Annotated in this window: 13 protein-coding genes; all 13 read right to left on the bottom strand. The window is 50.1% G+C overall.

Annotated features, from left to right (window positions below; all coding sequences use genetic code 11):
• Positions 1–8: 8 nt before the first annotated feature.
• The 13 genes from flhA to fliH all read right to left on the bottom strand — a co-directional run bounded on the left by flhA (position 9) and on the right by fliH (position 12,868).
• A complete protein-coding gene (gene flhA, locus ABY802_RS06710) occupies positions 9–2,114 on the bottom strand; it encodes a flagellar biosynthesis protein FlhA (protein ID WP_372626259.1) in 2,106 nt (701 codons plus the stop codon).
• 153 nt (positions 2,115–2,267) lie between these two features.
• Positions 2,268–3,398, bottom strand: a complete 1,131-nt coding sequence (gene flhB / locus ABY802_RS06705; RefSeq protein WP_372626258.1) for a flagellar biosynthesis protein FlhB — start codon at positions 3,396–3,398, stop codon at positions 2,268–2,270.
• 12 nt (positions 3,399–3,410) lie between these two features.
• Positions 3,411–4,184, bottom strand: a complete 774-nt coding sequence (gene fliR / locus ABY802_RS06700; RefSeq protein WP_372626257.1) for a flagellar biosynthetic protein FliR — start codon at positions 4,182–4,184, stop codon at positions 3,411–3,413.
• Complete coding sequence (gene fliQ, locus ABY802_RS06695; protein WP_372626256.1) at positions 4,184–4,453, bottom strand: flagellar biosynthesis protein FliQ; 270 nt, start codon at positions 4,451–4,453, stop codon at positions 4,184–4,186. Before fliQ ends, fliR begins: the two co-directional genes overlap by 1 nt.
• Positions 4,450–5,193 carry a flagellar type III secretion system pore protein FliP gene (gene fliP, locus ABY802_RS06690; RefSeq protein ID WP_372626255.1) on the bottom strand — a complete coding sequence of 248 codons (744 nt, stop codon included), beginning with the start codon at positions 5,191–5,193 and terminating at the stop codon, positions 4,450–4,452. The genes fliQ and fliP overlap by 4 nt, the downstream gene beginning before the upstream one ends.
• Positions 5,194–5,199: 6 nt before the next feature.
• Positions 5,200–5,787: a flagellar biosynthetic protein FliO gene (fliO, locus tag ABY802_RS06685; RefSeq protein WP_372626253.1), complete on the bottom strand. Its 588-nt coding sequence runs from the start codon at positions 5,785–5,787 to the stop codon at positions 5,200–5,202.
• On the bottom strand, positions 5,787–6,176 hold the full coding sequence (gene fliN / locus ABY802_RS06680; RefSeq protein WP_290611012.1) for a flagellar motor switch protein FliN: 390 nt from the start codon (positions 6,174–6,176) through the stop codon (positions 5,787–5,789). Before fliN ends, fliO begins: the two co-directional genes overlap by 1 nt.
• Before the next feature lie 4 nt (positions 6,177–6,180).
• Complete coding sequence (gene fliM / locus ABY802_RS06675; RefSeq protein ID WP_372626252.1) at positions 6,181–7,269, bottom strand: flagellar motor switch protein FliM; 1,089 nt, start codon at positions 7,267–7,269, stop codon at positions 6,181–6,183.
• Positions 7,270–7,281: 12 nt separating this feature from the next.
• On the bottom strand, positions 7,282–7,812 hold the full coding sequence (gene fliL / locus ABY802_RS06670) for a flagellar basal body-associated protein FliL (RefSeq protein ID WP_372626251.1): 531 nt from the start codon (positions 7,810–7,812) through the stop codon (positions 7,282–7,284).
• Between the two features lie 126 nt (positions 7,813–7,938).
• Entirely contained in the window at positions 7,939–10,014 is a 2,076-nt protein-coding gene (locus ABY802_RS06665; protein WP_372626250.1) for a flagellar hook-length control protein FliK, read from the bottom strand.
• 154 nt (positions 10,015–10,168) lie between these two features.
• Entirely contained in the window at positions 10,169–10,621 is a 453-nt protein-coding gene (fliJ, locus tag ABY802_RS06660) for a flagellar export protein FliJ (protein ID WP_290611016.1), read from the bottom strand.
• The gene (gene fliI, locus ABY802_RS06655; protein WP_372626249.1) at positions 10,621–11,964 is read right to left on the bottom strand and encodes a flagellar protein export ATPase FliI; all 1,344 of its coding nucleotides are present in this window, start codon (positions 11,962–11,964) and stop codon (positions 10,621–10,623) included. Before fliI ends, fliJ begins: the two co-directional genes overlap by 1 nt.
• The gene (fliH, locus tag ABY802_RS06650) at positions 11,957–12,868 is read right to left on the bottom strand and encodes a flagellar assembly protein FliH (protein WP_372626248.1); all 912 of its coding nucleotides are present in this window, start codon (positions 12,866–12,868) and stop codon (positions 11,957–11,959) included. The genes fliI and fliH overlap by 8 nt, the downstream gene beginning before the upstream one ends.
• Positions 12,869–12,902 lie beyond the last annotated feature (34 nt).

Raw genomic sequence — 12,902 nt, 5'->3', positions numbered from 1 at the left:
AGTTACTCCTAATTTTGCTGACCAATAACGCTGACAATTCGAATTTGCTTATCATCGGGAATTTCCTGATAGGACAAGACCCGTAACCCTGGAATGGTGTACTTCACGAATCGTGCCATTACTGAGCGTAAAATTCCTGACGTGAGCATTACCGCACCCTCGCCATTTAATTCCTGGCTCTGATGTGCTTCCTGTAACGATTGCTGGATCCGATCGGCCAGCCCCGGTTCAATGCCAGCACCGTCATTACCTGCAGCCTGCATTGACTGATGCAGCATTTGTTCAAGTTCCGGGGCAAAAGTAATTACCGGAATTTCACTCTTATTACCTACCACTTCCTGGACAATCAACCGACGCAGCGCAATACGACACGCTGCCGTAAGTACATCCACATCCTGACTTTTACTGGCATATTCCACCAGGGTTTGCACAATGGTGCGCATATCGCGGATGGGCACACCTTCCTGCAGCAGATTTTGCAGCACTTTAACCACAGTGGTTAATTGCAGCATGTCAGGTACCAGACCTTCCACCAGCTTAGGTGAATGCTTGGCGAGCATATCCAACAGGTTTTGCACTTCTTCATGCCCCAGCAAGTTCGCCGCATTATTGGTTAAAATCTGGCTTAAATGGGTCGCGACCACGGTAGCCGCATCCACTACGGTGTAGCCCAGCGTTTGCGCATGCTCACGCTGATCTTTACTGATCCATACTGCCTCGAGGCCAAAGGCCGGATCTTTGGTTGCCACCCCTTTTACCTGACCAAACACCTGGCCGGGATTAATGGCCAGTTCATTGTCGTGGCGCAGCTCTCCTTCACCCGTGGTAACTCCCATCAGCGCCACCCGGTAACTGTTCGGTTCTAAATCAAGATTGTCGCGGATATGCACCGGCGGTACCAGAAAGCCCAGCTCTTGCGATAGTTTCTTACGCACCCCTTTGATCCGGTTCAGCAGTTCCCCACCCTGAGCTTTATCTACCAGAGGTATTAAGCGATAGCCAACTTCCAGGCCAATGGTATCGACCCCCTGAACATCGTCCCAGCCAATCTCTTTCACCGGTTGCGCCTGGTTATCTGCAGTCGGCGTGGCGTTTTTAGTCACCAGCTCGGCCTGGGCCTGAACTGCTTTACGTTGCATAAAAAAGGCGGTGCCGCCAATTAACGCCGCCAGGCTTAAAAAGGCAAAGTGAGGCATACCCGGTACCACACCCATCAGCGTTAGCACGCCAGCAGCGATAAACAACACATGGGTGTTATCGCTAAGCTGGGCGGTCATTTGCTCGCCCAAATCGCCTGATTTATTCTGGCGGGTTACAATAATGGCGGTACCGATAGACAGTAACAACGATGGAATTTGCGCAACAAGACCATCGCCTATAGTCAGCAGGGTGTAAATCTCCATTGCATCGCCGAAGCTTAAATCGTGCTGCAGCATGCCAATAAACAAACCACCGAACAAATTGATAACCAGAATAACGATACCGGCAATGGCGTCACCTTTAACAAATTTACTGGCACCATCCATCGAACCATAAAAGTCTGCTTCACTGGTGACTTCTTCACGGCGGGTTCGCGCCTCCTCCTGGGTAATCAGGCCAGAGTTCAAATCGGCATCAATCGCCATCTGCTTACCGGGCATGGCATCTAAGGTAAAGCGGGCCGATACTTCTGCGATCCGGCCGGCACCTTTGGTGACGACAACAAAGTTAATAATAATCAGAATTAAAAACACCACGATACCCACGGCATAGTTGCCGCCAATCACCACGGAGCCGAAAGCTTCAATCACTTTACCGGCAGCATCACCGCCATTATGACCTTCCAGTAACACAACCCGGGTACTGGCAACATTCAAGGCCAGACGCATAATGGTTGCAACCAGCAGCACACTGGGAAAAATGCCGAAATCAAGCGGGCGCAGGGTATAAATGGTTACCAGCAGCACAACCAGTGCCAGCGCAATATTAAATGAAAACAAGGTGTCCAACAGAATCGGCGGCAGTGGCAACACAACCATTGCCAGGGCGGCCAGAATAAGCAGCGGTGTGCCGAGCCCTTTCATAAACGACAGTTTTGACTTGTCAAAGCTATGGAAATACTGAACAAATTGCATGGCGTACCTAACAAATTATTGGCGCATAATGCGAGGGCTAACTGGTATCAGCAAAAACCATTCCATAAATCAAACAAAAAAAGGGTCAGAGTGATTTTAATCGAAAATCACTCTGACCCTTTTTTCTAACTTCTGCTTTCGGTCTATGGCGCGTTAATGACGGTAATCGGCAGGAATAGGTAACTCTTTGGCGAGGGTTTTCGGCCGGCTGCCTTTGCCTTTTTTGTACATTTTTAGCTGATATACATAGGCCAGCACCTGAGCAACCGCAGCAAACAGTTGCTCTGGGATCGGGTGATCAAGCTCAGTGGTATAAAATATTGAGCGGGCTAATGCTGGTGATTCTATCACTGGTACTTTATGCTCGTTACCAATTTTCCGGATATGCATTGCAACTTCGTCTACGCCTTTTGCCACCACTACCGGCGCACGGAATTTTCCCTGATCATATTTTAACGCCACCGCAAAGTGGGTCGGGTTGGTGACAATAACGTCGGCGGTAGGTACTTCCTGCATCATCCGTTTCATTGACATTTGCATCTGGGTACGCCGAATACGGGCTTTAATTTCAGGGCTACCTTCTGAGTTTTTATGCTCGTCTTTTATTTCCTGCAGGCTCATTTTCAGCTGCTTAATATGATTCCATTTCTGATAAGGCGCATCTACCAAGGCAATCACAGAAACGCTGCTGCACAGCCCCAGAAATAACCACGCTAAAATATAAAGCGCCGACTCAATATTATTCGGTTCGCTCATCAGCGACAGCGCCATAATATCCATAAAGAAAAACTTCAGCAGTAAATAGGCCACAGTCACCACTACCGCTACTTTCAGAACCCCCTTAACCAGCTCAACTAATGCCTGTAAACCAAACATGCGTTTAAAGCCTTTTAGCGGGCTCATTTTACTGAGTTTAGGCCCCGCAGCCTGCCAGCTGAAGTTAAAACCGCCAATCAAACAGTTACCGACAAAAGCCGCCACCAGAATAAAGGCAAAAATAGCTGCTAGCGGCGGCAGTAACTCTTTGCCAACTTCGCCCCAGGCGGTGAACATTGAGTTGGTTTCAAACATGTCTTTCTGATCCAGCCGCATCATCCGTTGGCCGACATTCAGCACCCCCATCGCCAGCATTTTTCCGAATATCAGCAGGGCTGCAGCACTGGCGATTAACACAAATGCGGTACCGAGATCTTTTGAACGGGCTATCTGGCCCTTGTCGGCTGCGTCTTGCAGCTTCTTAGGCGTGGGCTGTTCGGTTTTTTCTGCGCCGGAATCTTCTGCCATTGTCAGCCTCCGTTAACAGCCAATAAGCCGGCAGCTGTAATCTATCGCATGCTGCCATTGCTTATCATAGTGGAATAAAAACGTATCCAGGGTTAGCCATAAAATCAGCAGACCTGCCAACATGGTGATCGGAAAACCAATCGAGAAAATATTCAGCTGTGGTGCCGCACGGGTCATAATGCCAAATGACAAGTTAACAACTAACATGGCTACTATGGGTGCCAGGGCAATCGCCAGAGCGGTAGCAAACATCCAGCCACCAAATTCGATAATGGACCAGTAGCTGGTGACGTCCCACCACTGGCCGTTAATCGGCAAGGTGTCAAAACTGAACACCAACATCTGGATCATGATCAGATGACCATTAAAAATAAAAAATAGTAAGGTCGCCAGAATAAGATAAAACTGGCCTATCGCTGGCACACTCACTCCGCTTGACGGGTCTACCATCGAAGCAAACGCCAAACCGGTCTGCGTCGCCAGCAACTGGCCAGCCAATACAAAGGTAGTTATAAACATTTGCGAGATAAAGCCCAGCGCAAAACCAATCATTAACTGCAGGAACACTTCGACGAACATGGCCGCAGACATTAAATCAGGCGGGGTGACCGGCGGTAGCATCGGCATAGCAACCAGCGTAATCATTACCACCAGGCCGGTTTTAATCCGCATGGGAATATTGCGGGCCCCGATGCCAGCCATAATCATTACCATGCCGGTAACCCGGCACAGTGGCAGCATAAAATCTGCGATAGCCTGCATCAAAATGTCCAGCGGGAACTCCATCAGCTCACCACGGTAGGAATACTAAGAAATAAATCATTGGTGTAATCCATGATCACCCGGACAAACCAATGGCCGCCAAAAATCAGCGCCAGCAGCGTGACAATTAACCGCGGTAAAAAACTTAAGGTCTGTTCGTTAATTGAGGTAGCCGCCTGAAACACCGCCACAATTAAGCCAACAAACAGCGACGGCAGAATCATCGCACTCACCAGCAAGATGACGATAAACAGTGCATCACGCAGTACATCGACAAAAACTTCAGGATTCATGTGCCGACTCCATAACTGGTGGCAAGGGTGCCCATTACTAAAATCCAGCCATCAACCAACACAAACATCATCAATTTAAATGGCAAAGATATGATCATGGGCGAGAGCATCATCATACCCATGGCCATCAGTACGCTGGCTACCACCAAATCAATAATCAGAAAAGGGATAAACAGCATAAAACCAATCTGGAACGCTGTTTTCAGTTCGCTGGTAATAAACGCCGGAATAACCACGGTCATCGGGTAATCCTGAGGTTGCTCTAACACCTCAAGACCGGCAATCTGGGCAAAAGTATCCAGATCCCTCACCCGGGTTTGATGCAGCATAAAGGCTTTAATCGGCACGATAGCCGCATCCAGTGCCTGAACCGGAGTGATTGACTCGTCCAGGTAAGGCTGTATCGCCTGCTCATTTACCGTTTTAAATACCGGCGCCATAATAAAAAAAGTCAGAAACAGCGTGATGCCAATAAGCACCTGATTAGAAGGGGTTTGCTGCAAACCAATGGCCTGGCGCAATATTGCCAGCACCACAATAATCCGGGTAAAGCTGGTCATCATAATCACTATGGCCGGAATAAAGCTGAGCATAGTCATTAACGCCAGCACCTGCAGCGTTACACTATATTGTTGAGACCCATCATCATTAGTGGTGACGGTAACCGCCGACAACATACTGTTATCGGCCAGCACGGCAGGGCTGAGTAACAGCAACAACACACACAGCAATCGCAACATAAAAACTTACTTTTTCAGGAATGATTGCAACTGTGTATGAAAGTCTGATGCCAACTTTGTTTCAGGGAGGGAATTTTCTAACTCAAATAGCATATTAATGCTTTGCGGCGTGACACCAATCACCCGTTGTTTACCTTGTATTTCAATAACTAACAAGCGCTCACGCTGGCCTAAAGGTACCGAGCAAATAACTTTAATATGCTGACTACCGGGCAGCCGTAATGTCAATTTTTTGAATAACCAGCCAAGCGCAACCACCAAGAGCAGCACTGCTGCCAGAGAAATGGCGATTTTACCCAGACTAATACCGCTGGTATTTTTGCGCTCTGCCGGCGGTTCCTGCCGTTGAAATGGCAAACCTTGCCGCGGCTCTGTCACCGCCGTGGCAGGTGCTTCCGGCAATGGCTCGGCAAGCTGCTCTGTCTGTGCAGCAGTACTGTCTGAATTAGATGCGTCCTGGTCAGATGCGTTTTGCGCAGCAGTGTCTTGCTGTTGCGGCTCTGGCGGGGTCGTTTGTGCAACAGAGGCCGATGCCAAAAACAACGGCAACAGCACGATTGCTACGATCGCGACGACTTTTAAGAATGACTGCATTAGCGTAGCTTTTTAATCCGTTCAATCTGGCTGATAACATCGGTTAAGCGAATACCAAACTTGTCATTCACCACCACCACCTCACCATGCGCAATCAGCGTGCCGTTGACCAATACATCCAGGGGCTCGCCGGCTACCCGCTCCAGCTCTACCACCGAGCCCTGATTTAACTGCAACAGGTTACGAATACTAATTTTGGCCCGGCCGACTTCCATTGAAATGGTAACCGGTATATCCAGAATGGTGTCCAGTTTACGCTGCTCATCGACAGTAATATTCGACTTTTCGTCTTTAAGCTCTTCTAAATCGACGGCTTTAGCCCCGTCTTCGCCATCGGCTTCTGCCATGGCTGCAGCCCATTCGTCCATTGTATCTTTATCGTCTGCCATACTGTTATCCTCTGTCCCGCTCTGTTAAGTTCAGATCGGCTTCTAGTTCTGAAATATCTGCATCGCTGTCCAGACGCCTGCCACCTTTGGTAAATACGTGAAGTTCCGATTTAACCGATTCTGGCCGTCTGATTTTCTCAATAATTTTTAACGCCACACTCTCCCGCGAGCGACCAAGCTTGGCGCGGTACGTGGGTAAGTCTTCAATTAACACCGTGATATGATCTGGTATTTCCACCGGAATAATATCGCCGGCTTTTAACTCCATCACTTCTCTTAACGTTAAATCGACATCGAGCATCTTGGTCGATAAATCGACTTTAACGTCCATAATTTCGTCACGTAGTGCCTTACTCCAGCGTAAATCGGTATCTTCCTTATCGCTTTGTACCCCTGCGTCCAGCAGCTCGCGAATAGGTTCGAGCATCGAGTAAGGCAGTGCCACATGAAAATCACCGCCACCGCCATCCAGTTCAATATGAAATGAACTGATTACCACTACTTCTGTCGGACTGACAATGTTAGCCATGGCCGGGTTAACTTCTGAGTCGAGGTATTCAAACGACACATCCATCACCGGTGCCCAGGCTTCTTTGTAATCTTCAAAAATAAGTTTCAGCAGCATCTGGATAATTCGCCGCTCGGTCGGGGTAAATTCACGCCCTTCAATTTTGGCATGATAACGTCCGTCGCCACCAAAAAAGTTATCAACCAGAATAAAAACCAGCCGGGCTTCCATAGTAATCAGGCCAGTTCCCTTCAGTGGCCGGAATCGCACCATATTCAAACTGGTCGGCACAAATAACGTATGGACATATTCGCCAAACTTAATCATCTGAACACCGTTGATGGATACCTCAGCGGTGCGACGCATCATGTTAAATAAGCTGATCCGCATATGGCGGGCAAAACGCTCATTCACCATTTCCAGAGTAGGCATGCGACCACGGACAATACGATCCTGCGATGAGAAATCGTATTCCATGGTAGACCGGCTGCGGCCATCACCGCCGTCGTCTATTTCTTCTTCTTCAACGTCATCGACGCCATGTAACAGCGCATCAATTTCATCTTGCGACAATAAATCGGTCACGATTGCTCACTCTTATTGCATAACAAAACTGGTGAAAAGCACTTCTTCCACCACCACCGATCCTGCAACTTCCAGCAACGCTTGCTGTAAATCACTAAGGGCTTTGTTTTTTAAGGCGTCTTTGCCTGTGGTCGTTACCAGCTCATCGGCATTAGCACTGGCAAAAGAAGCCACTAAACTCGCTTCGATTAGAGGAATATGCCGAAGTGCAACAGTTTCATTATTACTGCCCCGCACCAGCAACTGCACTTTTATCTGTACCAGACGATCACGTGCGGCGCCCGGCACGTTAAACACAAAGGGTCTGGGTAACGCCACGTATAACGCATTGCCCTCAGGCCCTTTGGGTTGACTACTCTCACCGTTACCCGGTGAGGCCGCCGTGCCCTCGCCACCAGCAGATTGCAGACTTTGGCTGCCCAGAAAGTAAAAATACGCTCCTGCGGCAAAAACCAAAACCACGAGCACAGCAATGACCAGTAACATTATTTTCTTAATGCCACCTTTGCCTTCGCCTAATTTTAAATCGCCATCGGCTGCCATTGTCACTCCGTTGTCTTAATTAATTCAGGCTATTATGCGCAACCGCCCGCCCTAATGTAAATTTTTTCTCGCTTTGCTTAGTTCCCAGGCCTTACTGGCAATCACGAGATCTTATGCCAGCGCGTTTCACGCATAATAATCGACAATACGTTCACTAAGCTTAACGTCTAACTGCACAGCTGTCGCCTGCTCGTCTACAGGTTGCTCGCTGCCCTGCTGGCCCGTCCCGGTGCTGCCATTACGCTGGCTACCCGTCTGGCTGTCACCCTGGCGTTGTTGCTGAACCTGGCCTTCACCTAACTGAATACCCTGCTGTTGCAGCATTTCACGGAGTCGGGGCATCTGCTGCTCTAATAATTCTTTGGCATGCTGTTGTTGCACAATAAACTGAACAGAGGCTTGCTCTTGCTGCAAATTTACCCGGATTTGCATTTGGCCTAAATCCGCCGGGTCTAGCCGGATCTCCGCTACCTGAATATTCTGGCGCACCATCAGATTAATCCGCTCTTTTAACTGACCAGCCGCATCTTGTGTCAGTAAATTGACCTGCTTTAATTGCTCGGTAACCGCTTTATTGACGCTTTGAGCTTTTGCCCGCTCCGCGCTTTGTTGCGCACCGGCGATGGCAACGGTTGCAGCATCGAGCCTGGCTATTGCGGCATCACTCTGATTTTGTGCTGCCTGGCCACTACCCGCAGCAAAGCCACTATTCGCCGTTTCTAGTCTGGCGCTCCCTGCCATTAATCCGGGATCGGTTTTAACCTGCGACGCTGCCAAATCAGGGTTTTCTGTCAGTGCTTGTTTTAGCGAAGGGTTATTTTCTGCCAGACCAGCACGTTGTTGTGCCCTGACCTGCGCTGAATCTGCCACCGTTGCGGCGCTGGCCAGACTATTGGCAAGAGCACTGGCAGGCTGCCCGTCTTCAAGCAACACAGATTTTTCTGCATTTTCAAAGATGGTTGCCGAAGCCGCCGGCGAAATGCCCTGAGCTGCGGTCTTCGACGCCGTCAAGGCCTTAGCAGCGCTGTCCTCACCAGAGGTTGCTGTGGCAACATCTGGCTTATGCGGGTCAGCTTTCATCGCCATATCAGCTTTTATTTGTTGTTCATCTGACTGCGCACCGCGACTTTGCTCCGTTACTGCAGCGGTGGCTCGCTCATCTGCTGTAAATGCTTCACTGTTAGTGTTAACCACCTTAATCTTAGCCACATCGGCGTTAGCGGCTTCATTTTTAGTTGCACTGGTAGCAGCGGCGTTTGCGGTGTTAAGCATATTAGTGTCTTTGACAGCAGCTGCCTTGCCATCACTTTTTTCCGAAGCAACAGCTAAGGCGGCGCCGCGGCTGCCTATTGTGCTATCACTTTGTGGATCCTGCCCAAGCGCCGCCAGGTTTAACGCAGCATCAGCGCCCGGCTTCGTCTGCACTTGGCCAACTGATGCTGTCTCACTGCTGCTTGCTGGCAGAGCAGTTTTTAACTCCAGCTGCGTGGCTTTGTCAGATACTATTTGGCTTTGAGCGGTTGTGCCCTCATCTGAGCTATCGGAGCTTTTTGAATTAGCCGAACTATCAGCGCCGTCACTGTTGCCGTCACTGATCTTATTGTTTTCAACACGCTCAGCTTTATTGCTGCTGGCTGCGTCTGTTGCCGCACTTTCCGGAAACACTGGCAGGATAAACCACTTGGCTTTCAAACCTTTTTTATCAGCAATGTCTGCCAGGTCGGCCATGATTATTGCTTCATCACCTGCCCCTTCAGTCGCTGCTGCTCCAACACTACCAGCCTTCGTAACATCAGTGCCGGCGGCATGCGCAGCGAACTGCGCGTTGTTATTGGCATGCAGCTTAAGCTGTAGCCGGGTCTGACTGGCCAGATCCAACAGTCCGAGTAAGGTGCCCGCCTGACTGTCATCGGCCAGGCTAAGCTCTGCTTCAGGGGGTATGACCGGAGGAAGCGTCTGTTCAGGCCGCCCTGCAGCGCGACCTTCCATGCTGACGGCGCGTTTGCTTTTCCCTGTGATCTGCAACGCGGCAAAATTTTGCCCATCGTTTAATTGCTGTTGTTCGCCAGACTGATTAAGCAAGCGCCCGAAATTATCGGAAGCACCGATCTCATCCATTGCAGCACCTAGCTGCTGCGAAGCGGGCTCGGTGCCGCCCGCCGGGCCTGAGCTTGAAAATGACAGTGACAACAACGGATTCATTTTGATCTCCTGGTAAGGCAGCGGGTTCATCACTATTAAGTTGCTTGCTGATTTTCAGCAACGCTTTTCGCTAAACCCGCAATACGCACTGCGCAACAAAACTTATAATACAAAACCAATACAAAAATCGCGCCAGTTTTAAGAGCAACGGATATTATGGTTCTTGCGCCAGCTGGCGGCGGTAAAATTGTTGACCGGCATACTCGTCACTTAAACTTTGTTGCTGTCGCTCAAGTACCTGTAAAGCTGCACTGTCTGCCCGCTCAACTAACAATTCCAGCGCCTTGCGCTTTGTTTGCATTTTTAACCAGCTTTGTTTGCGTTGTTCAGCAGCCGCTTTGGCCTGATGCACTACCCTGGCTTGCTGGACCAGAGCCTGGTCCAGCTTACCGATAAAGTTAACATACTGGCTGTACTGTCGGCTTTGTACGCCTTGGCTGCCCTGGCGCTGGCTCTGCTGGATATACTCGGTACGGTAGTTTGCCAACCCCTGATATTTTTGTTCAGCCTGCTGAAAATACTGTTGTGCCTTGATAAACTGCGCCTGCAGATTATCCTCGCGCTCGCGTTGTACTTTAATGATTAAACTAAAACGGTGCGCTGCCATCAGCCGGCCATTCGCTGGGCAGGTAACACCTGACTTAGCGCCGTCAAACTTTCATCATAAGGAACAATTGTTTTCATACCTTGTTGTAAAAAGGCGTTAATCTTTGGCATCAGACCAATGGCCTGATCCAACATCGGATCGCTACCACGAACGTAGGCGCCAATAGAAATTAAGTCTTTGCTTTGCTGATAGCTGGCATAAAGCTGCTTAACCGAACGAGCCAGTTGCTGATGCTCATTACTGGTCACGGCAGGCATAACCCGGCTGATCGATTTTTCGATGTCGATCGCCGGAAAATGGCCGCTATCGGCCAGAGTGCGGGATAACACGATATGGCCGTCCAGAATAGCCCGGGAAGCATCGGCAATCGGATCCTGCAAATCGTCGCCTTCAGATAACACGGTATAAAACGCCGTTATTGACCCCTGATGGCCAGTACCATTACCGGCCCGCTCGACCAGTGCCGGTAATTTGGCAAACACTGATGGTGGATAACCCTTGGTTGCTGGCGGCTCACCGACTGCCAAGGCAATTTCGCGCTGCGCCTGGGCATAGCGGGTGATTGAGTCGATCAGCAGCAACACATCCATGCCCTGATCGCGAAAATATTCCGCTACCTGCACGGCCGTTTCGCAGCCTTTGAGTCGCATCAATGGCGATACATCAGCCGGTGCAGCAATCACTACAGATCGCGCCTTACCTTCATCACCCAGAATTTCGTCGATAAACTCTTTAACCTCCCGGCCTCGCTCACCTACCAGCCCCACCACGATAACATCGGCCGCCGTACCCCGGGTCATCATGCCGAGCAATACGCTTTTACCCACGCCACTACCGGCAAATAAGCCCATCCGCTGGCCTTTACCGACGGTGATAATGCTGTTAATCGCCCGCACCCCAACATCCAACGGCTGCTTTACCGGCCGGCGCAGCAACGGGTTAATGGGTTTACCTTTGCCTTTGCTAAATTCGGTAGCAGTAATCGGCCCTTTGCCATCCAGCGGTTTACCGACACCATCAATAACCCGACCAAGCAAATTCAAGGTTAACGGCACCCCTTTATAATGAATAACCGGCGTCACTCTGGCACCGGGGACTACGCCGGCAATATCATCCTGTGGCATTAAAAATAAGCGATCATTAGCAAAGCCGACGACTTCAGCCAAAATTGCACCGCGGGCACTTTCGACCAGGCAAGGCTGGCCAATGGCCGCCCGGCAACCGGTCGCTTCCAGGGTTAACCCCACGACCCGCACAAGATGGCCTGACACCGCAGGCAATGACGGATGAATATGTTGTTGTTGTTGCTGCAGCCGTTGCTGCAGGCTGATTCGGTCAGTCATGCGGCTTCGGATCCTGTGCTGATGTTTGTTTTTGTCCGGGATCAGCTGGGCGCTCTGAGGTATCAGCGTTATCGTTAATCGTGGCTTCTGCAGCATGCTCCGCAGCCTCTTCCAGCTGCAGGAAATGCTCCAGACTGCTTTGAACCCGCTGCTGAATACTCCGATCGACACTGGAACTGCTGCTTTCTACCAGACAGCCCCCCTGAGCCAGCAACGGCTCAGCGCGCAATTGCCAACCACGCTCTGCTATCTCAGTCTCTGAGTAATGTTGCTTTATTGTGGCAACATCGGCCGGGTTAAGTTTAATGATCACAGCATTGCTTTGCAGCGGTAAGGCATTAATGCTTTCTTGTAACGCCTGTAAAATGACCTTGGGGTTGGTGCGAACTTCGACATTAATAACCGACTTAGCCATCGCCAGCGCCAGTTGCACCAGCTCCTGCTCTACCCGGTTGTCTATTTTTGCCAGCGGTGCCTGAAGTTGGTCGAACAACACACTTAATTCGGCCCGCAAGGTATCGATTTCATTCGCTGCATCGGCCAGGCCTTGTTTTTTACCCTCGGCCAGGCCCTGCTTAAGTCCGTCTTGCTGGCCCTGTTCCCGACCCTCACTGTAACCTTTAGCGAACCCTTCCTCTTTGCCCTGCAGCATACCTTCATCATGGGCAGCCTGACGCATTTGCTCAATATCATCTGCGGTAAGCGGCTTTATCTCAAGTGTTTCTTCTGTCGCATCATCGCCCGCACTTCTGCTTTCAGGGCGATGCATATTCAGAGCATTGGTACGGTTATCCTGACTACGCGCGTCGGCAGTTAAATCTGGCGTATGCCAGTGTTTAATCTGCTCTGCCTGATCAGGATCCGGTGAATAAGGCCGGTTAGGGTTGTGCGCATTTTTAATCATCGCTATTTTCGCTACCTGTTACAGGAAGTCGTCG

Origin of the sequence: Arsukibacterium sp. (assembly GCF_041616895.1) — a bacterium.
In the GTDB taxonomy this organism is placed as follows: Bacteria; Pseudomonadota; Gammaproteobacteria; order Enterobacterales; family Alteromonadaceae; genus Alishewanella.
Note: the sequence above shows the minus strand (reverse complement) of the source record. Positions and strands in the feature narration are given on the sequence as shown.